Genomic DNA, 21,615 nt, shown 5'->3' on the forward strand with positions numbered 1-21,615 from the left:
TAAGCGGGAAGCGAGCCTCGAGATGAGTCATCCCTAGGTACTTGATACCTCTAAAGGGCCGTCCGAGACCAGGACGTTGATAGGCAGGGTGTGGAAGCGCTGTGAGGCGTGCAGCTAACCTGTACTAATGACCCGTGCGGCTTAACCATACAACACCCAAGAAGTGTGAGAGACTTGCGGTCTCGAGAACAAAACAGATTCATCAAAACAGCTTTTTTCGAATTCAAGTTTAATGCCTGGCGGCCATAGCGTTGTGGAACCACCTGATTCCATGCCGAACTCAGGAGTGAAACGCAACCGCGCCGATGATAGTGTGGCAGCTGCCATGTGAAAGTAGGTCACTGCCAGGCACCCAATTTTGCTGATATAGCTCAGTCGGTAGAGCGCACCCTTGGTAAGGGTGAGGTCCCCAGTTCAAATCCGGGTATCAGCACCAAAATTTGTTTGACTGCCATAGCGTTGTGGTACCACCTGATCCCTTGCCGAACTCAGAAGTGAAACGCAACCGCGCCGATGATAGTGTGGCAGCTGCCATGTGAAAGTAGGTCACAGTCAAACACTCTATTAGAAAAGCCCGATACTGATGTATCGGGCTTTTTTCGTTATGGCTGATAATTGGCTTGACCTTTACCCAAGGGGAAAGGTTATGGTTGAAACATGTTTAGTGTCTGCGGAGCCAGCCATGAATATCAGCAAGGTCGCCAGGTTAACCGGCCTGACTGCCAAAACCCTTCGCTATTATGAATCCATTGGTCTTATTCCTGAACCGGAACGGGCAGATAACGGTTATCGCAGTTATAACGACAGCCTGCTGCGTCGTATTCGTTTTATCAAAAATGCCCGGGAAGCCGGTTTTAACCTTGATGAGTGCCGGGAACTGTTGATACTGCATGATAATGAATGCAGAACCAGCGCAGAGGTAAAAGCGCTGACCTTGGCTAAAATCGCTGAACTTGAACAGCGGATTGCTCAGATGCAACAACTTCTGCAGGGTTTACGCTGTTTGGCTGATCAATGTCATGGAGATCAGCAACCAGAATGCCCTATCATGGAAGCACTGGATGGATACAAGGAAGTCCGTTCAATAGAAAAGTGATCCCGGTCACCTTTTAGCCTTCGTTTTTGACGCAAAATGCGCCATAAGTAGCATTTTATCTGCATGTTAACAAGGGGTTACATCTTGTGGCAGATCCAGACAACAACTGAAGCAACGATGTGAGCAGCAATGACTGATAAAAAAAGCAGAATTGACGTTAAAGACGTCACTCCCAAAAAACGTTCTCACCGACCAGCTGATGACGGTCATATTTATGTCAGGGCACAAACCGGTAAATGGCAGCGTGTGCGCAAGCAGATGGGCTGGCTGTTGATGCTGGTGTTCCTGGTAGGACCCTGGATTCAGTGGAATGGCAGTCAGGCAATATTGCTGGATGTAGAGCAGCAGCGATTCCATATTTTTGGAACTACGCTATGGCCGCAGGATCTCACTCTGTTGGCGTTGCTGTTTATGATAGCTGCCTTCGGTCTGTTCTTTATGACTACTTTTCTTGGCCGGGTCTGGTGCGGTTATCTGTGTCCGCAAACGGTATGGACTTTTATCTTTATCTGGTTTGAAGAAAAGTTTGAAGGCAGCGCCAATAAACGTCGTCAGCTCGACAAGGCACCCTGGAGCTTTAACAAAATCTGGCGCAAGGCTGCCAAACACACTGGCTGGCTGGCAGTATCGCTGCTTACTGGTTTCACCTTTATTGCCTACTTTGTGCCGGCTCAGGAGCTGGCATGGGGGCTGCTCACCTTTTCCGCCAGCTTTTGGGTAGGATTCTGGGTGCTGTTCTTTGCTTTTTGTACCTATGGTAATGCGGGCTTTATGCGCACCATTATGTGTACTCATATGTGCCCGTATGCTCGTTTTCAGTCAGCCATGTTTGATAAAGACACCTTTATTGTCAGCTATGATGCTGAACGTGGCGAAAACCGGGGCCCGCGTCCACGCAAGAAGGATCCTAAAGAGCTGGGCCTGGGAGACTGCATTGATTGTGATATGTGTGTGCAGGTATGTCCGTCGGGTATCGATATTCGTGATGGCCTGCAATATGAATGTATCAACTGTGGTGCCTGTATCGATGCTTGTGATCAGACCATGGAGCGGATGGGCTATGAGCCGGGTCTTATCAGCTACACCACAGAGCATAAGCTTAAGCATAAAGAAACTCATGTAGCCAGGCCCAAGCTGATTGGCTACGGCGTTGTTATGCTTATCATGCTTTCTGCCTTTGCGTTTATGGCTACCCGCATCATGCCCATGGGGCTGGAAGTGATTCGTGACCGAAATCAGCTTTACCGTGAAACGTCGGAAGGGCTGATTGAAAACACCTATACGCTCAAACTGCTCAACAAGACACTTGAGCCTGCTACTTATCAGCTTAGCGTGGAAGGCATGGACGAGATTGACTGGATTGGCCCGACTGAAGTCAGTATTGAAGGCGGTGAAGTGATGAGCCTGCCAGTCAGCCTGTCTGTTGACCCTTATCTGCTCGACGCACCGGTGAGAGACATTACCTTTGTGATGAGTCGCAAAAATGCTGATGAAAGTGACAGCAAATCATCTGTGCGCACCGAGAGTAAGTTCTTTAACGAGTTCTGATGATTTATGCATGCTAGAGTAAGCCGCAGCAGGTCTGCGGCTTTTTTTATGGGAGTATTATGGATTATTACCAACTGACCCCGGATGTAATAGATGAAGCGCTGGCGAGCGCAGGCATTTATGTGGATCGTGGCCTGATGGCACTGAACAGTTATGAAAATCGGGTTTATCGTTTTCAGTCGGAAAACGACGGTATTCTGGTGGCCAAGTTCTATCGGCCTGAACGCTGGAGCCGTGAGCAGATTGAGCAGGAACTCGACTTTGTTACTGCCGCTGCAGCGCAAGGTGTTCAGGTGGCAGAGCCGCTGCAACGGAATGGAGTGTGCCTGTTTGAGTTTGGTGGTCTTTTGTTTTCGGTATGGAAGTCGGTACCGGCCCGTGCCTTTGAACAGGATAGCCTGGATCAGCTGGAAGCCCTGGGAGAGCAGCTGGCTCGCCTGCATTTGGTGGGAGAAAGCCATTCCTTAAGCCTGCGGCCTGGTATCGCACCAGAGGCAGAGTTATCAAAAGCCCGCAACATACTGGAGCGGCATGCGGTGATTCCTGCTCGCCTTCAGCATCGCTTCTTTGATGCGCTGACGTCTCTTGGCCGCGGAATTATTGAGTATTATCAGCCCAAAGAGCTGACAGGGCTGCACGGTGACTGCCATGCCGGCAATTTGCTATGGAATAACGGCCCTTGGCTGCTGGATTTTGATGACTGCCGGCGTGGCCCGGCAGTGCAGGATTTATGGATGATGCTGAGTGGGGACAGACAAGAGCAATTGTTACAGCTTGACACCCTGCTCGCCGGTTATGAAACAGTACGTTCATTTAAATCTGCAGAACTTGCCCTGATAGAGCCGCTACGGGGGTTGCGTATGGTTAATTATATGGCCTGGCTGGCGTTACGCTGGAGCGACCCGGCATTTCCGGCAGCCTTTCCCTGGTTTAATACTGAAGAGTACTGGCAGCAGCAAATCACAGCTCTTAATGAACAAGCGGAAAGTCTCACGGCTCCGCCATTATCCTTGACCTTGTGGGACTGATTACTTAATTTTAAGCTGTCTGACATAAACAGGACTACCTGATGAAAAAGTTGATTTTTGCCTTTATTGCCATGTTTTTTGTGCCCGTGACCCAGGCTGCTTCCGAATTTAAGGAAGGGGTCGAGTACACAGTGGTCAGTGAAATCGCCAGTAGTAAGCGGGAAGTGACAGAGTTTTTCTCTTATATCTGTCCTCACTGCTATAGTTTTCAGCCATTGATGCAGCAACTGGAAGAGCGGGTACCTGAAGCTGAAATAAATAAAGTACCAGTAGGCTTTCTCGGAAAGGAACTGGGACCGGTATTACAGCGTGCCTATGGAGCTGCCAAGCTGCTTAAGGTGGAAGATAAGCTGACTCCTGTGATGTTCGATCGTATTCATCGCCAGAAAAAAGTGCCCGGCTCCATCAATGATGTAAAAGAGGTATTCGTGGCCAATGGCGTAGATGCCAAGGATTTTGACGGTGTTATTAACAGCTTTGCCCTGAATGGCATGATTGCTAAATACGACCGGCAGACGGAACAGTTTAATATTCGAGGTACTCCCACCTTAATTGTGCGTGGCAAATACCAGCTGAATATGAGTGAGATTGGCTCGGAAGACAGGTTTTACCGGGTTGTTGAATATCTGCTCTCCGCTGACTGATACTGCCATCACTCAGTAACGGCGGCCGGTTATTACCGGCCGTTTTTGTACCAGAGGTTACTGACGAAGTCTTGTCAGTAACCGATCCATGGCACGATAGCCCAGCGCTTCCATCAGGTGTTCTCGACCAATATGGCTATCACCGGCCAAATCGGCAATGGTGCGGGCAACCCTGATGAGCTTATGCCATGCGCGAATAGACAGCTTCATGTGTTGCAGTGCCTGTTCCAGAAATTCTGCATCACTGGCCGCTAATGGGCACAGCTTGTCCAGTTCAGCGGCACTCAGGCGTGCATTGGGTTTGCCCGCTCTTTGCTGTTGCCGCTCTCGGGCCGCCAGCACGCGAGCTCGTACCTTGGCTGAGCGTTCTGACTTTTGCCGGGGCCGGCTCAGCTCTCCGGGTGGCAGCAGAGGGAGCTCTACCGACAGATCAAAGCGATCAACAAAGGGGCCGGAGATTTTGCCGAGATAGCGCAAAATCTGCTCCGGTGAGCTGCGGCTCAGCCCGTCCTGATAATGGCCGCAGGGGCTGGGATTCATGGCACCAATCAACTGAAAACGAGCAGGAAAAGTGACACTGTGAGCAGCCCGGGAAATACTGATATTGCCGGTTTCCAATGGCTCGCGCAGCGCATCCAGCACCCGGCGTTCAAACTCGGTCAGCTCATCAAGAAACAGCACGCCATGGTGGGCCAGAGAGATCTCTCCCGGTTTTGGGTAACTGCCTCCGCCTACCAGGGCTGCAGCTGAAGAAGAATGATGAGGCTGACGAAACGGCCGCTGCCGCCAGCGTTCAGGATCCAGTGGCTGACCACTGATGGAGCGAACAGCGGCGGCTTCCAGCGCCTCGGCTTCTGTCATGGGGGGCAGTAAATCTGATAACCGGCTGGCAAGCATGCTTTTACCGGTGCCGGGTGGCCCCAAAAATAACAGGTTGTGCTCACCGGCGGCAGCAATTTCCAGCGCCCGTTTGCCTGTTTCCTGGCCGATCACATCACTTAAACAGGTATTGCCGGCATGTTCGGTACAGATAACCGGCTCGGGATGTACTAGCTCTCCCTCCTGCTGCAGCCAGGCGGTAATGTTAAGCAGATGCCCTGCCAGCAAAGCTGGGCATGGAGTAAGCAGGCCGGCTTCGGGACCGTTGGCTGCAGGAATGATCAGTCTTCTGTCACTGTCTCTGGCGGCCAGTACGGCAGGCAAGACACCCTTGATACCACGTAATTCACCGGTCAGTGCCAGTTCACCAAGAAATTCCAGACCATCGAGGGAAGAATCGGGAATTTGCTCCGAGGCCGCGAGAATGGCCATGGCGATAGGCAGATCAAAACGGCCACCATCCTTGGGCAGGTCTGCTGGTGCCAGATTAACGGTAATACGCCGGGCTGGGAACTCAAAGCCAGCATTAATCAGTGCACTGCGTACACGATCTCTGGCTTCCTTTACCGTGGTTTCCGGTAAGCCCACTATGTTGAAAGCCGGCAAACCATTGGCCAAATGAGCTTCAACCGTAACCAGTGGTGCGGATACTCCCAAACTGGCCCGGGCAAACACAACCGCAAGAGACATGGCAAATTCCTTGGTTTTATATTTTGCCTTTGAATTAATGTATGGTTTTTTAAACTGGTTATGACGAAGCTTTAATCAGCATTTTTTGTGATCCTTATTCAATAAAGTCTTGTGTAGTGTAGAACACTATGCTAGTTCTATAGGCCTAACGCGCCGAGAGCCTCGGCAAGCAGCAATTATTTTAGGTTGGTTTTATGAATTCCATCGTGCGTTTTGTCAGCATTATTGTGGTCCTAGTGGTGATTATTAAATCTCCGCTCGGGGCACTGTGGACTGACGAAAGCCGATAACCGGCCAGCAGAAAACACAAACCCTCGAGCAAGCTCGGGGGTTTTTTTTTATAAAAACTTTGGCAGCAACCAGTAATACAGGGACAGAAAATCACATGAATGGCTCACAGTACATTGTCCAGGCACTGAAACAACAAGGGGTAACCCAGATCTTCGGCTATCCCGGCGGGGCCATCATGCCGCTCTATGATGCCCTCTATGACGGCGGCGTGGAGCATCTGCTGTGCCGGCATGAGCAGGCCGCCGCCCTGGGCGCTGTGGGCTATGCCAGAGCCAGTGGTCAGGTAGGTGTGTGCATGGCCACCTCCGGTCCCGGCGCCACCAACCTGATCACTGGTCTGGCCGACGCCATGCTTGACTCCATTCCGGTAGTAGCCATTACCGGTCAGGTGCCCATGGCGGCGATCGGTACTGATGCCTTTCAGGAAGTGGATGTGCTGGGCATGTCACTGTCCTGCACCAAACATTCCTATCTGGTGGAAAACGTGGAAGATCTGGGCGATATCATCGCCGAAGCCTTTGAAGTGGCCCGTTCCGGCCGGCCAGGTCCGGTATTGATTGATGTGCCCAAAAACGTACAAGTTGCCCTGGTTGAGCCGCGTCCCACCATACCCTGCACCACAGCCCCCAACGCTCTTGATGAGGCTGCGCTGACCAAAGCCAGGGCCATGCTGGCCGAAGCACGCCAGCCGGTCCTTTACGTTGGTGGTGGCGTTGGCATGGGACATGCCGAGGCAGAATTACGTGCTTTTGCCGAGCAAAGCGGTATTCCGGCGGTAACCACCCTAAAGGGAATTGGCACGCTGAATCCCGACCACGAGCAGTTTTTGGGCATGCTGGGCATGCACGGAACAAAAGCAGCCAATCTGGCTGTTCAGCAGAGTGATCTGCTGATTGTAGTCGGTGCCCGTTTTGATGACAGAGTGACCGGTAAGCTGGATGCCTTTGCGGTTAACGCCAAGGTGATTCATCTGGATAAAGACGCCGCCGAGTTCGGCAAGGTGCGTCAGGCTCAGGTGGGTATTAACGCCGAGCTGAAAGAAGTACTGCCGCTGCTTACCGGTGAGCGCCTGGCCATCGATCCCTGGCGCGAACACTGCAAGGCACTCAAGGCCGAGCATCAGTGGCGTTACGATCATCCGGGTGAGGCTATCTATGCGCCGCTCATGCTCAAGCAACTGAGTGATGCCCTGGAAGACACCGCCATGGTCAGCTGTGACGTGGGTCAGCACCAGATGTGGGTGGCTCAGCACATGCGCTTTACCAGCCCGCGCAACCACCTCAGCAGTGCCGGCCTGGGCACCATGGGTTTTGGCCTGCCTGCGGCCATCGGTGCCAAGCTGGCCCGCCCCGGGCATGAGTCGGTACTGGTGTCCGGCGACGGCTCCTTCATGATGAACGTGCAGGAGCTGGGCACCCTCAAGCGTGCTCAGCTGCCGGTAAAAATGGTGCTGCTCGACAACCAGCGCCTGGGCATGGTGCGCCAGTGGCAGGAGTTGTTCTTTGACGGCCGCTTCAGTGAAACCATTCTCACCGACAACCCGGATTTTGTGGCCATGGCTGCCGCCTTTGGCATTCCGGGCGAAACCATAACCCGCAAGGAGCAGGTGCAGCCCGCCATCGCGCGCATGCTGCAGGCCGACACTGCCTATCTGTTACATGTGCGGATTTCAGAGGAAGAGAACGTCTGGCCCCTGGTGCCGCCGGGCGTTGCCAACGATCAGATGATGGAGAAAAAAGCATGAACCAGCATAATTTGCAGATAGAAGCCCAGTTTCGTCCGGAAGTGCTTGAGCGAGTGCTGCGCATGACCCGCCACCGTGGCTTTCGGGTGGATGACATGGAAATGTCCACCTCTGCCGATTGTCAGAATCTGAACATCAGAGTCACTGTCAGCAGTGAGCGTCCTATTCAGCTGCTGAGCAATCAGCTTGAAAAGCTGATGAATGTGACCCGTGTAGAAGCATTCTGCATGGAGCAACCGCTGAAACAAACGGCCTGAGGAAAACAATAATGTCTACCGCCAACTATATCTGGTTCAACGGCAAGATGGTGCCCTGGGATCAAGCCCAGGTGCATGTAATGACCCATGCTCTGCACTATGGTTCGTCAGTGTTTGAAGGCATTCGCGCTTACAACACGCCCAAAGGGCCGGTGATTTTCCGGCTGGAAGAACATGTGCAGCGGCTGTTCGACTCCGCCAAAATTTATCGTATGAAAGTCCCTTATACCAAAGCGGAGCTGATGGATGCCTGCCGGGCAGCGGTAGCCGACAATGATCTCGACAGCGCCTATCTGCGCCCGCTGGTGTTTATCGGCAACGTAGGCATGGGGCTGAATGCTCCCAAGGACGTGCCCTGTGATGTGATCATCGCCGCCATTCCCTGGGGTGCCTATCTGGGTGAAGAAGGGCTGGAAAACGGCGTGGACGTGTGCGTGACCTCATGGAACCGGCTGGCCCCCAATACCATGCCCACCGGTGCCAAGGCGGGGGGCAACTATCTGTCGTCCCAGCTGATTTCCGGTGAAGCCAAGCGCCACGGCTACAGCGAAGGTATTTCCCTCGACGTACACGGCCACCTCAGTGAAGGTGCCGGAGAAAACCTCTTCCTTATCAAAAACGGTGTGCTCTACACGCCGCCGGTCACCGCCTGCATACTGCCGGGCATCACCCGTGATACCCTGATGACTCTGGCGCGGGAAGCCGGCTATGAAGTGCGGGAAGAAGCCATTGCCCGTGAGGCCCTCTATCTGGCTGACGAAATGTTCATGACCGGCACCGCCGCTGAAGTGACTCCGGTACGCAGTGTGGACGGTATCACTCTGGGAGAAGGCAAACGCGGCCCCATCACCAAGGAGCTGCAGCAGGCGTTTTTTGGCCTGTTTGACGGCACTACCCAGGACAAATGGGGCTGGCTTACCCCGGTAAAAGACTAATTCAAATTAATGGAGATGGGGCGCAGTCACGTCCCGTTGTTCTCAAGTAATATCAGGAGTAAAAGGAATGCCAAGGTATCGTTCAGCCACCACCACCCACGGTCGTAATATGGCCGGCGCCCGCGCCCTGTGGCGCGCCACCGGCATGACCGAGAATGATTTCGGCAAGCCGATTATCGCCGTGGTGAACTCCTTCACCCAGTTTGTACCCGGTCATGTTCACCTGAAAGACATGGGTCAGCTGGTGGCCCGGGAAATTGAAGCCGCCGGCGGTGTGGCCAAGGAATTCAACACTATAGCGGTGGATGACGGTATCGCCATGGGTCATGGCGGCATGCTGTATTCCCTGCCCAGCCGGGAGCTGATTGCCGATTCGGTGGAATATATGGTGAATGCCCACTGCGCCGATGCCATGGTGTGTATCTCCAACTGTGACAAGATTACTCCCGGCATGCTGATGGCCGCTCTGCGGATCAATATTCCGGTGATCTTTGTCTCTGGTGGCCCCATGGAAGCGGGCAAGACCAAGCTGTCCGATCAGCTGATTAAGCTGGATCTGGTGGACGCCATGATTCAGGGGGCCGATCCCACCGTTTCTGACGACCAGAGCGAACAGGTTGAACGCAGCGCCTGCCCTACCTGTGGTTCCTGCTCCGGCATGTTTACCGCCAATTCCATGAACTGCCTGACCGAAGCGCTGGGTCTGTCTCAGCCCGGTAACGGCTCCCTGCTGGCCACTCACGCCGATCGTGAGCAGCTGTTCAAGACCGCCGGTAACCGCATTGTGGAGCTGACCAAGCGTTATTACGAAGGTGACGACGCCAGCGTGCTGCCGCGCAATATCGCCACCAAGGCCGCGTTTGAAAACGCCATGGTGCTGGATATCGCCATGGGTGGCTCCACCAATACTGTGCTGCATCTGCTGGCCGCTGCTCAGGAAGCGGAAACGGACTTCACCATGGACGATATCGACGCCCTGTCGCGCAAGGTACCTCAGCTGTGCAAGGTAGCCCCGTCCACTCAGAAGTATCACATGGAAGACGTGCACCGTGCCGGCGGTGTGATGGGCATTCTGGCCGAGCTGGCCCGGGCAGATTTGCTCAACACCAATGTGAATACCGTGCTGGGCATAACCCTGGCGGAGCAGCTGGCCGAATACGACATCATGGTGACCGGTAATGAAGCGGTGAAAACCATGTTCCGCGCCGGCCCGGCAGGCATTCGTACCACCAAGGCCTTCAGCCAGGACTGCCGCTGGGACACCCTGGATGATGACCGTACCGAGGGCTGTATTCGTAGTTTTGAGAACGCCTACAGCCAGGAAGGCGGTCTCGCCGTGCTGGCCGGCAACCTGGCCATTGACGGCTGTATCGTCAAAACCGCCGGCGTGGCCGACGACAACCTCACCTTCCGTGGTCCGGCCCGGGTTTATGAAAGCCAGGACACCGCTGTGGCCGGCATTCTCGGCGGCGAAGTGAAGGCCGGTGAGGTGGTGGTGATTCGCTACGAAGGTCCTAAAGGCGGCCCGGGCATGCAGGAAATGCTGTATCCCACCACCTACCTCAAGTCCATGGGACTGGGTACTCAGTGCGCTCTGATCACCGATGGTCGTTTCTCCGGCGGTACTTCCGGTCTGTCCATCGGTCACGTTTCTCCGGAAGCAGCCAACGGCGGTACCATTGGTCTGGTGCAGACCGGCGATATTATCGAGATCGACATTCCGGCCCGCAAAATCGAGCTGGCGGTATCCGGGCAGGAGCTGGCGGCCCGCCGCGAAGCCATGGATGCCAAGGGTGAACAGGCCTGGCGTCCGGTAGATCGTGAGCGGGAAGTCTCTTTTGCCCTGCGCGCTTATGCGTCGCTGGCTACCAGCGCCGACAAGGGCGCGGTGCGTGATCGCAGCAAACTGGGAGGCTGATCCATGGCACAACCGGCATTGAAAGAAGAGAAAGGCACGCCCCGTTCGGCTACCGAGTATCTGCGTCGCATTCTGTTATCGCCGGTGTATGAGGCTGCCCGGGTAACACCATTGACCCCGCTCAAAAAGATTTCCGAGCGGCTGGGGCACCCGGTGTCGCTCAAACGGGAAGACATGCAGCCGGTGCATTCTTTCAAGTTGCGGGGTGCCTACAACAAAATTGCCGGGCTTACCCCCGAGCAGCAGCAGCACGGCGTTATTGCTGCCTCTGCCGGTAATCATGCTCAGGGGGTGGCGCTGTCGGCGGCCAAGCTGGGCATAGATGCGACCATCGTCATGCCCACCGTCACCCCCGACATCAAGGTGGAGTCGGTGCGCCGCTTTGGCGGCAAGGTAGTGCTGCACGGCAACAACTTCGACGAAGCCTATGCCCGTTGTCTGGAGCTGATGCAGGAAACCGGTGCCACCCTGATACCGCCCTTTGATGACGAAGACGTGATTGCCGGTCAGGGCACAGTGGGCCGGGAGCTGCTGGAGCAGGATACCCGCCTGACCCATGTGTTTGTGCCCGTGGGCGGCGGCGGCCTGGCCGCCGGCGTGGCGGTATACATCAAGCAGTTGCTGCCCCAGGTTAAGGTGATAGGGGTGGAAGCCGAGGGCTCCGCCTGTCTCAAGGCGGCGCTCAACGCCGGTGACATCGTCACTCTCGACCGGGTCAGCCTGTTTGCCGACGGCGTGGCGGTAAAGCGCATTGGCACTGAGACCTTTCGCCTGTGCCGGGAATTTCTGGATGGTGTCATCACGGTTACGACCGACGAGATCTGTGCTGCCCTTAAGGATATCTTTGAAGATACCCGCGCTATTGCCGAGCCTTCCGGTGCATTGTCTTTGGCAGGTCTGAAGAAATACAGCCAGGCCGGGGATTATTCTCATGCCCGTATGGCGGCGGTACTGAGTGGTGCCAACGTCAACTTCCATTCCCTGCGTTATGTGTCCGAGCGATGTGAGCTGGGAGAAAAGCGGGAAGGGGTGCTGGCGGTGACGATTCCGGAGCGCAAAGGCTCGTTTCTGGCGTTCTGCGAGGTGCTCGGCAACCGCATGGTGACCGAGTTCAACTACCGTTACTCTTCCGACGACAAGGCAGCATTGCTGGTGTCGGTGCGGCTGTCCGACGGCGATCGGGAGCTGGCGCAGATCATGGCGGAGCTTGAGCAGGCCGGTTATCCGGTGGCCAATATGACCGACAATGATCTGGCCAAATCTCATGTTCGCTATATGGTCGGTGGCCGTACGCCCAAGCCGCTGCAGGAGCGGCTGTACAGCTTTCGTTTCCCTGAGCAGCCCGGTGCCCTGATGCGCTTTTTGCACACCCTTGGCACTCGCTGGAACATCAGCCTGTTCCATTATCGTAACCATGGTGCCGAGTTTGGCCGGGTGCTGTGCGGCTTTGAATTGCCCGACAGCGACATGGCATCTTTTGAGCAGCATCTGGCGGAGCTGGGTTACACCTGGTACGACGTAACTCAAGATCCCGCCTATCGCTTTTTTCTGGCCAGCTGACAGGCTGAGGCTCTGTTTTAATGCCGGGGTTTTCCCGGCATTTTTGTTTGTCTGCCTGCTGTTTTTACATTTTACTAACAATGAGGTTTTCTGTTGAAACCCTCATAACCTTTAATACAAAACTGTTTACAATTATTTATTGACCAGTTTTCGTTCAGCTGTTTTAATCGCGCCGTCTCTGTTTTCTTCCCTTTTGGTACAGGAGTGTCTTTCGTGGCGCTGTTGTCTTCTCTGCTGGCCGCCATCGGCCAGATATATTTTATAAACAACCGCCTTGCCGGTGCGCTGATAGTGGCGGGTGTGCTCTGGGTTTCTCCCTGGATGGCCGCCACCATGATGCTGGCGACCCTGGCTGCCACTTTGCTGGCGCTGGTTTGTAAGTGGGAGCCGGACGCCTGGCGCGACGGCTTGTTTGGCTTTAACGCCGCCCTGGTGGGGCTGGCCTTTGGCCTGTTTGCCGAGCACACGTCGTTCTGGCTGATGATGTCAGCACTGGGTGGCATGGTTTCAGCCTGGCTGTATTACCGGCTGCGCCGGCTGGCCGCCATTCCCTGGTATACGCTGCCGTTTAACCTGGTGGTACTGCCCTGGCTGTATTTTGTGGGGCAGCGGGTGGCCGATGAAGTACCGCAGGGTTACAACTTTTCACTGTCGGCCATTGGCCAGGTGATCTTTCTGCCAGATACGGTGCCGGCGGTATTAATTTGTGTCGCTCTGTTACTGGTTGGCATAGAGATGCTGGGCTGGGCCTTTGTGGGTGCCATGGTGTCCAGTGGTGCAGCACTGCTGTTGCTGGTGAACCCGGACTATATCAACTTTGGCCTTACCGGTTATAACGGTGTACTGGCCGCCATTGCCATGTTCTGGGGTGGCCACAAACAAATCTGGATGCTGCTGGCACCGGCTCTGGCCGGGTTGATGACCGCCGTCATGCTCAAGCTTGGCCTGCCCATGCTGACCATGCCTTTTGTGCTCAGCTGCTGGCTGTGCCTGGCATTGCAGAAAGGCCTGTGTTATTACCGGTGCGCAAATTCCACAAACAGGGAGAAGGTATGAAACTGGGATTTATCGGCATTGGTCTGATGGGCAACCCCATGACTCAGCGGCTGCTGGCTGCCGGCCATGATGTCACTGTATGGAACCGCAGTGCTGACAAGCTGACCGAGGTGGCTGCCGCCGGTGCCAACGTGGCTGCCAGAATTGGTGAGCTGACCGAGCGGGTAGATGTAGTGATGTTGTGTCTGGCCAATACTGCTGTGGTGGAAGCCGTGGTGTTTGGCGAGGGCGGCGTGGCTGAGCATGGCCGGGCCGGCCAGCTGCTGGTGGACTTTTCCAGCTCCGATCCCGAGGCCACCAAAGACTATGCCAGGCGGTTGCAAGACGCCTGCGGCATGAGCTGGGTTGACTCACCGGTGTCCGGCGGCGTGGCCGGTGCCGAGGCAGGCACCCTGGCCATTATGTGTGGCGGCGAAGAAGCTGATATTGAGCGCATTCGCCCGGTGCTGGCACCGCTGTCCCAGCGGGTAACCCGTATGGGCGGCGTGGGTGCCGGCCAGGTCACCAAGGTGTGCAACCAGATGATAGTGGGCTGTAACCTGATGGTGCTGGCAGAAATGATGGCGCTGGCCAAGGCCTGCGGCGTGGATGCCGAGCAGATCCCCACTGCCCTGGCCGGTGGTTTTGCCGACTCCAAACCCATGCAGATTACCGGCCCCCTGATGGCGGAAGAATCCGATCCTGATCCCAAGTGGCATGTGCGCACTTTGCTTAAAGATCTGGATATGGCAGTAGCTCAAAGCCTGCGCGCCGGCAGTGCTACCCCCATGTCCGGGCTGGCCGCCCAGCTGATGCGCCAGCACGGCAGCAAGGGCTTTCTGGAGCGGGACCCGGCAACCCTGATCAAGTTGTATAAAGACGTCTGATCCGCAATGTGAAGCAACAGCAGGGTTGCCTCCACCGACACGCTCCAAGCCCATCCTTGGGACGCTCGGCAAATGCCGTCCTTGGCATTTGACGGTCGGTTCCGGCAAACCCTGCTGCTGCTTCCTGAAATATCGGTTCCGTTAGCTGGTCACTGATAGACAATTCAGTTCGTGATCAGGAGGGCAAAGGGTGTCTGCTTCGTCGTGCCCTCTGCGCCACGGATGGCGCAGCGGAGCCCCTATGGATGGGTTCACGGCGTGCCGAAGAAGCAGTGCCCTTTGCCCGACGAAAGTGCACGATCAAAAAAGAGGAGCCGAAGCTCCTCTTTTTGCGTTTATAACACTGGCTCAGGCTGTTTGCAGTGCCAGGCTGTGTTTGTAGTAGTCATTGGCCTGGGTCAGATCCTTGCGCTTTTCTGCCAGCTCAGCCAGCAGTATATAGTCCTGTGCATCGGGCTTTTGTGCCACTGCCTGCTGCAGGTGCGGCTCGGCCTGTTCATCTTTACCGGCCTTGATATAAAGGCGGCCAAGGGCGGAATGCAGCTCAGGCAGGTTTTCCTTTTTGGCTTTCTTTTCCAGCGCGGCAAGCAGCGGGTGATAGTCGCTAAGTTGCAGATGAGTCGCGCACAGCAGCAGGCCGGCATCGGTTTTCTTGTCGAGACCTTCCAGCAGCAGCTGCTGAGCTTCCTTGTGGGCCTTGAGGCTGATAAGCCGGTCACACAGGGGCAGCAGCAGCTCAGGATTGTATTTGTCTTTACGTGGCAGTGCCTGCCACACCTTGATAAGGCCATTGCTGCCTTCATCGTGAGCGGCCTGATCAAAACGGCCCAGCCAGGACTGATGACGCAACGCTTCTTTTTCTTCTGCGTCAATCAGGTTCTTGTTGGCCAGAGCATCCAGAATACCGAGCAGGGACTGCCACTGGCCGGTAGCCACATATACATCTTTTTGCAGTTTGAGCAGCGCCGGCTGCTGACCATAAGTGCTTTCCAGCTCCTGCACACCGGCCAGGGCCTGCTCAAACTCGCCCTGCTGATATTGCAGCCGGGCCTGAGTAATGCCCACCGCCAGGCCGGCAGCGGGGTGCTGCTCGCGGGCCTGTTGCAGATAGTCATCGCGCTTTTGGTCATTACCCTGAGCCTGAGCAGCACTGGCTGCATTCAGGTAGTTAAGCAGCGCCAGCTCGTTGCCCTTGGTACCTTTTAGCAGCATTTTTTCAGCATTGGCGTAATCTTCCGCCACCAGTGCCTGCATGCCGCTCTGGGTATAGTTCAGGGCCTTGCGGCGGCGGCGGCCCATAAACCAGCCCTTGGTGCGGTGGCTGATGCCAAAAATACGGCCCAGCAGCCATTCAATAAACAGCAGCAGCACATAAAACAGCACTGCCGCCACCAAAAATACGGTGACGGTGGTTTCAATGGTGTAATGGCCCAGGCTGAACAGTACATAACCCTGCTTGCCCATAAAGGCAGGACCATAGATCAAGCCGGCCGCCAGAAAGGCAACAATAACAGCAAGACGTATCATAAGTCCTCCTTAAAGGCCGGTGAGCAGGCGTTGCAGCCGGTCATCCAGCAGCTGCTGCAGACGCTCCTGAGCGGCAAACTGCTCGGGGTAATCTACGCTTATCTGCTGGCCCTTGAGCTGGCCAATCTGCTCCAGCATAAACTGGCGCACGCTGTCGTCGGCAAAATAGTCGGTCAGCCACTGCTCGGACTGGGCCAGAGCACTGTCGTAAATTTCCTGCTGCTCGCGATAGACTGCCAGCTGCGCCTGCAGCAACTTGCCCTTGAGGTTTTCACTCAGATACCAGTGTTGCTGAGGAGAGAGCAGGGCTTCCACATTACCGTCACGGCGGCGGACGGTAACAAAGTTTTCGCTGAAGCTGGCCCAGCTCTTTTTCAGGTTTTCCTGCCAGTCATCTACAGACTCTGACAGCGTCAGATCGGGCTCTTCGGCCCGCGCCATAATAATGCCGGCCAGCTTGAGCTTGTCGACCTGATCGTTAATGCTGTTCAGCTTGATGACCAGACCTTCGCGGTCGACTTTTTTCACCGATTTGATGCTGGCAATATCATCGGCCAGTGCTTTTCGTATCGGTACCAGAGTGGGATCATTGACAGCGGCCAGGCGCTCGTCGGCATTGGCCAGCATCATGGCGGCAGACACGGCGTCCTGTTCCAGCCACAGTTTGCGGCCGGCCATGCGCACCAGATATTCGGCTTCTGCCAGCATCCAGTCATTGGGGCGCTTGGTATCCAGATCCAGCACCTTGCGGGACAGACCTTCCACCTGCTCGGTCACGCTGCTCTGAGCACGTTCAATTTCATTCAGGGCTGAGCTCTGCTGGCTTTTCAGTGAGCTGATGGTGGCTTGTTGCTCGGCCAGGCGACTTTCCATGGCAGCCAGCTGTGCGGCCTGGTTTTCACCCTGCTGATGACCGTGCCAGTAAAGGCCGCCGGTCAGTACCACTGCCAGCACGATGGCAACGGTGGCCAGACCTTTACCCGATGAAGGCTGTTTTTCTTTGGCCGCTTGCTCCGCCTGGGTGTTGCCGGACTGCCCGGTCTGAGTGGTGTCTTCGTGGTTAGACTCGGCAGAGGAGGACGCCGGTGTGGTATCAGCGACCAGTTTGTCGTCCTGTTGCTCTTGTTTTTTGTCAGTCATTCCTTTTCCTCTCATCCAAGTGCGCCGATCAACGCCGTGTTGGATGCACCTTTTGCATTGATGATGTGGGTAAAGCCCAATTGTTTCGCCTGCTCAACCACGCGAATGCTGGGCACTATCAATATGCGGCTCAGCAGCCAGTTTTTTGCAGTGTGCTCAGCAAGCATAAACAGATGCTGTAGCAGGCCACCACTGGTGATGATAATACTGTCCACGCCCTGCTGCTGCCAGCGTTGCACCAGAGTTCCGTCAGTGTCCTGGCGATAACAGCGGCGATACACTTCACAATAGCTGACCTGTGCCCCCCGTGCTGCCAGACCAGGGGCCATCATGTGGCGACCGCCATCGCCGCGCAGGATCAGGACTCGGCAGCCATCGGGATGCTGCAGCTCGGGCAGACTTATCATCCCTTCCGAACGCGGATCGTCGGGCACCAGCGCATTGGTTATACCTGCGGCAGCAAACGCCCTACCGGTAGCCTCACCCACAGCCACATAGGTGACGTCAGGCCAGCCCGAACTCTGACTTTTCAGTGCATTATCAGCGAAATTAACCGCTTGTACGCTGACCGCTATCACATAATCCTTGCTGCCAAGCTCGCTAAGCAACGCCGGCACCCGGCTCAGTTCAGCACCGGATTCAAAGGTCAGCAGCGGGGTGGCCACCGGCTGATGGCCGGCCCGGCGCAGTGCCTCGCACAAGCTGTGGTTTTGCGGCTCGGGCCGGACCACCAGCGGGATCACGACGAATAGACCTCGGCCAGAATTTGATCAGCACCGGCGGCCAGCAAACGTTTGGCAAGCTCGGCACCCAGAGTCCGGCCCTGTTCGGCGGGGCCGCGAATCTCATCATAGAGTACTTTGGTACCATCGGGGCGGCCGACCAGACCCCGCAGCCAGAGCTGATCGCCTTCCAGCAGGGCATAAGATCCGATAGGCACCTGGCAACCCCCTTGCAGGCCATGGTTCATGGCTCGCTCTGCTTCTACCCGCAGCTGAGTGTCGCGGTCATTGAGCGGTGCCAGCAGCTCCAGCAACTCGGCATCGTCCAGGCGGCACTCGATGCCGACGGCACCCTGACCGTTGGCAGGCAGGCTGTCTTCCGGGCTCAGCAAGCCGGCAATACGGTCGTCCAGTTCCAGTCGCTTGAGGCCGGCTGCTGCCAGAATAATGGCATCATACTCGCCGTCATCCAGCTTACGCAGCCGGGTCTGCACGTTGCCGCGCAGGGTTTTTACTTCCAGGTGCGGATAGCGGGCGCGGATCTGGCACTCCCGGCGCAGACTGGCGGTGCCCACAACGGCACCGGCAGGCAGCTCAGCCAGGGTTTGATAATGGTTGGACACAAAGGCATCCCGCGGATCTTCGCGTTCGCAAATCACCGTCAGACCCAGTCCTTCGGGAAACTCCACCGGTACGTCTTTCATGGAGTGCACGGCAATATCGGCCCGGCCATCGAGCATGGCCTGCTCCAGCTCCTTGATAAAGAGCCCCTTGCCGCCAATTTTGGACAGCGGAGTATCGAGCAGCACATCTCCTTTGGTGGTCATGGGGACCAGTTCAACGGTGACGTCGCTGTGCAGTGATTCCAGGCGTTCCTTTACATAATGAGCCTGCCACAAAGCCAACAGGCTTTTACGGGTGGCGATACGAATGATGCGATTAGCCATAAAACTCTCGTTGTTTGTGAGTATTGCGCCCGATGTTATCACTGTTGTCTGAGCGTTTCAGGCAAAGAGCAAAGGTTAAACGGCGGGCCATGACTCTGTCTTGCCGGTTATTGTTCATTTACTGACTAATTGTTACCATGATCACACTTTTGACCCGTGTCGGGTTATATGTCGGTCCAACGAAGGCCAGAACCTTTTGCACGCTAATTTTCATCAGCTCGTTGAACGGTGTGAGCAATTTAATCAGCAGAAGCTGACGCGAGCCTCGGCGGTGATGAATCGTCAGGGCCAGCAGGTATTTGAACTGTTGCCCTTATTGCTACACTACCATCATGCTTTGTTGCCGGGCTATGTTCCCGGTGACGTGCCTGCAGGCATTTGTCAGTTTGTGCCCAATGACTGTCAGCGGGAGTTTATTGAGGAGCTGTGCCGTGCCGCCCACGAACATCAGGGCCTGGAGCAGCACGAATGTGACATTCTAGGTCTCTATTCCATGGGCAGCACCTCTTCCATCGGTCAGGGCCATCGCTCCGATCTGGATATCTGGGTGTGTCATGCGCACACGCTGGCACCGGCCCGGGCCGCCTTGTTGCAGCAGAAGTGCCTGTTGATCTCCAAATGGGCCGATCAGCGGGGAGTTGAGCTGAACTTTTTTCTCATTCCCGATAACAAGTTTCGCACCGACAATCAGCAGTCGGTACAAGGGGAGAGCTGCGGCAGCGCTCAGCATCTGCTGCTGCTGGATGAGTTTTACCGCAGCCACCTGCGCATTGCCGGCAAACGGCTGGTGTGGATGTTTGCCCCCGGCAAGCTGGGGCCCGGCTATGATCAGTTTGTGGCGGAGCAGTTTGCCAGCGGTACCCTTAACCACGATGAGTGGCTGGACCTGGGCGGATTTGCGCGCATTCCTGCAGAAGAATATTTTGGCTCGGCGCTGTGGCAGCTCTACAAAAGCATCGACTCCCCCTACAAGGCGGTGCTGAAAACCGTACTGATGGAAGCCTATTCCCATGAATATCCCGACACTCAGCTGTTATGCCGTCAGCTGAAGGGGGTCTTTCAGACTGCTGAAACACTCGATGAAACCCAGGATCACTATGTGCTGATGCTGGAAAAAGTGACCGATTATCTGAAATCCATCGGGGATGAAAAGCGCCTGGATCTGGTGCGTCGCTGTTTTTATCTGAAAGTGTCGGAAGCCCTGATGCCGGAGCAGGAAAACGATGAGTCTCTGGCCTGGCGGCAACAGATCATGGACCGGTTAATTGGTTTGTGGGGCTGGCCGGCAGAAAAACTGGCCAGACTCGATAACAGGGCCAACTGGAAGGTAGAAGAGGTCAAGGCTGCCTACGGCGAACTGCTGGAAGCCCTGATGCAGAGCTATCGCAGTCTGATCCAGTTTGCCCGGCGCAATAACATCAGTGAGTCCATTAACCCGGAAGATATCGGCATTTTGTCGCGCAAGCTCTATGCTGCCTTTGAAAACCTGCCGGGCAAGGTACAGCTGATTAACCTGCGTATTGCGCCGGATTTGAGCGAACCCGATATCAGTCTGGTGCAGGTGCCTCAGGGCCGGGTCAATCAGGCCGGCTGGTATTTATATAAATATGGCCTTAACCCCGCCGATATTCTGGGCCGCAGTGCCATAGAGCACAGCGACTATGCCAGCAAGCTGGTAGCCTGGGCGCATTTTAACGGTTTGCTGACAGAGCAAAGCCGGTGGCACCTGTTTAATCAGAGTACGGATCTGAATCTGCAGCATTTGCAGGAGTTCAGCCGTGATCTGGCGGCTCTGTTTCCGGCACGGCTGCCGGAGCCGAGCAATCTGGCGCTGAGCCGGCCCTGTGAAGTGCGCCACCTGGCTATCTTCCTTAATCTGGAAGAAGATCCTACTGCCCACCGGCGGGACAGAACCCTGGAATTTGGTGCCAGCACCAGTAACCCTTTCAGTTTTGGCCGTCAGCAGGAAAACCTGGCGGGCTCAGTAGATATTATTTACCGCAACTCCTGGGATGAGGTGCGTACGCTGCATTTTGGCGGCAGTACCGCCGTGGTGGACTCGCTGACTGCCATGCTGGGCAAGATGCATCAGGGTGCCAGTCCGCCGGAAACCCTGAATGTGTATTGCTACAGCCGGCATTTGCGCAGTTTGCTGCGCACCCGTTTTGAACAGCTGGTGCAGGAGTGCATTGAATTACGGCTGGGTCCGGTGAACGGTCATCGGCTCAAGCGGTTACAATTGGGGCTGGAGCAGTTTGGTATTTTCTTTGAGCGCCGGGGTGTGAGTGTGAAACGCATGGAACCAGAGCGTACCAGCGTGCCCGCAACCAAGGGGAATGCTCAGGGAAATAATGCACTGAGCTATGCCCTGCGGCTGGACCAGCATCAGCGTCAGCCGGTGCCCGAGGTAGTGGATGCCTATGCCAGTGAAGGCCTGGTGCAGTTTTTCTTTGAAAGCAGCGGCGAGGGCTACAACCTGTACATACTTGACGAGGCCAACCGCACCGAGGTCTATCATCAGGTGGCAGGCAGCAAAGACGAGCTGGTGCAGAGTATTAACCGGCTCTACACCGCCAATCAGGAGCAGAAAGAGGGGCAAAGTCATTTTAGTCACTTTAACCTGCCCCAGTATTATGAAATTGTGCGCACCGACGGCGAGGTGCGGGTGCTGACCTTTCGCACCAGCAAGGACGACCGGGACCCGCTGCCGGCGGATCCGGTCTGAGATACCAGCAACCCCACTGCTGCCCGCGCTATATTGATTCTG

General features: G+C 55.7%; 17 protein-coding genes, 1 tRNA gene and 3 rRNA genes. 16 read left to right on the forward strand and 5 right to left on the reverse strand.

All coding sequences use genetic code 11. From position 1 onward, the window contains the following. The 8 genes from G364_RS0108005 to G364_RS0108040 all read left to right on the forward strand — a co-directional run. Positions 1-149 (forward strand): 23S ribosomal RNA (locus tag G364_RS0108005); the annotation flags it as partial. Between the two features lie 86 nt (positions 150-235). Continuing rightward, positions 236-350: ribosomal RNA gene (rrf, locus tag G364_RS0108010) — 5S ribosomal RNA — on the forward strand. 10 nt (positions 351-360) lie between these two features. Then, positions 361-436, forward strand: a tRNA-Thr gene (locus tag G364_RS0108015). A gap of 7 nt (positions 437-443) precedes the next feature. Then, a 5S ribosomal RNA gene (gene rrf, locus G364_RS0108020) occupies positions 444-558 on the forward strand. Positions 559-682: 124 nt separating this feature from the next. Next, complete coding sequence (gene cueR, locus G364_RS0108025) at positions 683-1,096, forward strand: Cu(I)-responsive transcriptional regulator (RefSeq protein ID WP_019934627.1); 414 nt, start codon at positions 683-685, stop codon at positions 1,094-1,096. A gap of 129 nt (positions 1,097-1,225) precedes the next feature. Continuing rightward, positions 1,226-2,644: a cytochrome c oxidase accessory protein CcoG gene (ccoG, locus tag G364_RS0108030; protein WP_019934628.1), complete on the forward strand. Its 1,419-nt coding sequence runs from the start codon at positions 1,226-1,228 to the stop codon at positions 2,642-2,644. Positions 2,645-2,703: 59 nt separating this feature from the next. Beyond that, a complete protein-coding gene (locus tag G364_RS0108035; RefSeq protein WP_019934629.1) occupies positions 2,704-3,672 on the forward strand; it encodes a serine/threonine protein kinase in 969 nt (322 codons plus the stop codon). 41 nt (positions 3,673-3,713) lie between these two features. Further along, positions 3,714-4,316 carry a thiol:disulfide interchange protein DsbA/DsbL gene (locus G364_RS0108040; RefSeq protein WP_019934630.1) on the forward strand — a complete coding sequence of 201 codons (603 nt, stop codon included), beginning with the start codon at positions 3,714-3,716 and terminating at the stop codon, positions 4,314-4,316. A gap of 57 nt (positions 4,317-4,373) precedes the next feature. Here the strand turns inward: G364_RS0108040 and G364_RS0108045 are convergent, their stop codons facing one another. Then, entirely contained in the window at positions 4,374-5,885 is a 1,512-nt protein-coding gene (locus G364_RS0108045) for a YifB family Mg chelatase-like AAA ATPase (protein WP_019934631.1), read from the reverse strand. 385 nt (positions 5,886-6,270) lie between these two features. Between G364_RS0108045 and ilvG the strand changes: the two genes are divergently transcribed. The 7 genes from ilvG (at position 6,271) to G364_RS0108080 (ending at position 14,512) form a co-directional block, all read left to right on the forward strand. Beyond that, complete coding sequence (gene ilvG, locus G364_RS0108050; RefSeq protein ID WP_019934632.1) at positions 6,271-7,920, forward strand: acetolactate synthase 2 catalytic subunit; 1,650 nt, start codon at positions 6,271-6,273, stop codon at positions 7,918-7,920. Further along, positions 7,917-8,177: an acetolactate synthase 2 small subunit gene (ilvM, locus tag G364_RS0108055; protein WP_019934633.1), complete on the forward strand. Its 261-nt coding sequence runs from the start codon at positions 7,917-7,919 to the stop codon at positions 8,175-8,177. Before ilvG ends, ilvM begins: the two co-directional genes overlap by 4 nt. Positions 8,178-8,188: 11 nt before the next feature. Next, positions 8,189-9,112, forward strand: a complete 924-nt coding sequence (locus G364_RS0108060; protein WP_019934634.1) for a branched-chain amino acid transaminase — start codon at positions 8,189-8,191, stop codon at positions 9,110-9,112. A gap of 67 nt (positions 9,113-9,179) precedes the next feature. Continuing rightward, positions 9,180-11,030 carry a dihydroxy-acid dehydratase gene (gene ilvD, locus G364_RS0108065; RefSeq protein ID WP_019934635.1) on the forward strand — a complete coding sequence of 617 codons (1,851 nt, stop codon included), beginning with the start codon at positions 9,180-9,182 and terminating at the stop codon, positions 11,028-11,030. A 3-nt stretch (positions 11,031-11,033) separates the two neighbouring features. Beyond that, entirely contained in the window at positions 11,034-12,590 is a 1,557-nt protein-coding gene (ilvA, locus tag G364_RS0108070) for a threonine ammonia-lyase, biosynthetic (protein ID WP_019934636.1), read from the forward strand. A gap of 213 nt (positions 12,591-12,803) precedes the next feature. Then, entirely contained in the window at positions 12,804-13,646 is an 843-nt protein-coding gene (locus G364_RS0108075; protein ID WP_019934637.1) for an urea transporter, read from the forward strand. Next, complete coding sequence (locus G364_RS0108080; protein WP_019934638.1) at positions 13,643-14,512, forward strand: NAD(P)-dependent oxidoreductase; 870 nt, start codon at positions 13,643-13,645, stop codon at positions 14,510-14,512. Before G364_RS0108075 ends, G364_RS0108080 begins: the two co-directional genes overlap by 4 nt. A 348-nt stretch (positions 14,513-14,860) precedes the next feature. Here G364_RS0108080 and G364_RS0108085 read toward each other — a convergent pair whose 3' ends face one another. From G364_RS0108085 to hemC, 4 genes are read right to left on the reverse strand one after another with little or no spacing between them, the layout of a single operon-like run. Beyond that, positions 14,861-16,039, reverse strand: coding sequence for a heme biosynthesis HemY N-terminal domain-containing protein (locus G364_RS0108085; protein ID WP_019934639.1), 1,179 nt, complete (start codon positions 16,037-16,039; stop codon positions 14,861-14,863). 9 nt (positions 16,040-16,048) lie between these two features. Then, entirely contained in the window at positions 16,049-17,179 is a 1,131-nt protein-coding gene (locus G364_RS0108090; protein WP_019934640.1) for a uroporphyrinogen-III C-methyltransferase, read from the reverse strand. 11 nt (positions 17,180-17,190) lie between these two features. Further along, positions 17,191-17,922 carry a uroporphyrinogen-III synthase gene (locus tag G364_RS0108095; RefSeq protein ID WP_019934641.1) on the reverse strand — a complete coding sequence of 244 codons (732 nt, stop codon included), beginning with the start codon at positions 17,920-17,922 and terminating at the stop codon, positions 17,191-17,193. Continuing rightward, positions 17,919-18,848 carry a hydroxymethylbilane synthase gene (gene hemC / locus G364_RS0108100; RefSeq protein WP_019934642.1) on the reverse strand — a complete coding sequence of 310 codons (930 nt, stop codon included), beginning with the start codon at positions 18,846-18,848 and terminating at the stop codon, positions 17,919-17,921. The genes G364_RS0108095 and hemC overlap by 4 nt, the downstream gene beginning before the upstream one ends. Positions 18,849-19,044: 196 nt before the next feature. Here hemC and G364_RS0108105 point away from each other — a divergent pair, with 196 nt between their 5' ends. Continuing rightward, entirely contained in the window at positions 19,045-21,573 is a 2,529-nt protein-coding gene (locus G364_RS0108105) for a class I adenylate cyclase (protein ID WP_026344780.1), read from the forward strand. Positions 21,574-21,615 lie beyond the last annotated feature (42 nt).

The sequence above is a fragment of the Oceanimonas smirnovii ATCC BAA-899 genome, assembly GCF_000381965.1.
Lineage (GTDB): Bacteria > Pseudomonadota > Gammaproteobacteria > Enterobacterales > Aeromonadaceae > Oceanimonas > Oceanimonas smirnovii.

Coding starts and splice junctions, on each gene's coding strand:
- ccoG (WP_019934628.1), top strand. CDS start 1,226: ATGACTGATAAAAAAAGCAGAATTGACGTTAAAGACGTCACTCCCAAA.
- G364_RS0108045 (WP_019934631.1), bottom strand. CDS start 5,885: ATGTCTCTTGCGGTTGTGTTTGCCCGGGCCAGTTTGGGAGTATCCGCA.
- G364_RS0108035 (WP_019934629.1), top strand. CDS start 2,704: ATGGATTATTACCAACTGACCCCGGATGTAATAGATGAAGCGCTGGCG.
- G364_RS0108080 (WP_019934638.1), top strand. CDS start 13,643: ATGAAACTGGGATTTATCGGCATTGGTCTGATGGGCAACCCCATGACT.
- ilvD (WP_019934635.1), top strand. CDS start 9,180: ATGCCAAGGTATCGTTCAGCCACCACCACCCACGGTCGTAATATGGCC.
- G364_RS0108060 (WP_019934634.1), top strand. CDS start 8,189: ATGTCTACCGCCAACTATATCTGGTTCAACGGCAAGATGGTGCCCTGG.
- hemC (WP_019934642.1), bottom strand. CDS start 18,848: ATGGCTAATCGCATCATTCGTATCGCCACCCGTAAAAGCCTGTTGGCT.
- G364_RS0108040 (WP_019934630.1), top strand. CDS start 3,714: ATGAAAAAGTTGATTTTTGCCTTTATTGCCATGTTTTTTGTGCCCGTG.
- ilvM (WP_019934633.1), top strand. CDS start 7,917: ATGAACCAGCATAATTTGCAGATAGAAGCCCAGTTTCGTCCGGAAGTG.
- G364_RS0108090 (WP_019934640.1), bottom strand. CDS start 17,179: ATGACTGACAAAAAACAAGAGCAACAGGACGACAAACTGGTCGCTGAT.
- cueR (WP_019934627.1), top strand. CDS start 683: ATGAATATCAGCAAGGTCGCCAGGTTAACCGGCCTGACTGCCAAAACC.
- ilvG (WP_019934632.1), top strand. CDS start 6,271: ATGAATGGCTCACAGTACATTGTCCAGGCACTGAAACAACAAGGGGTA.
- G364_RS0108085 (WP_019934639.1), bottom strand. CDS start 16,039: ATGATACGTCTTGCTGTTATTGTTGCCTTTCTGGCGGCCGGCTTGATC.
- ilvA (WP_019934636.1), top strand. CDS start 11,034: ATGGCACAACCGGCATTGAAAGAAGAGAAAGGCACGCCCCGTTCGGCT.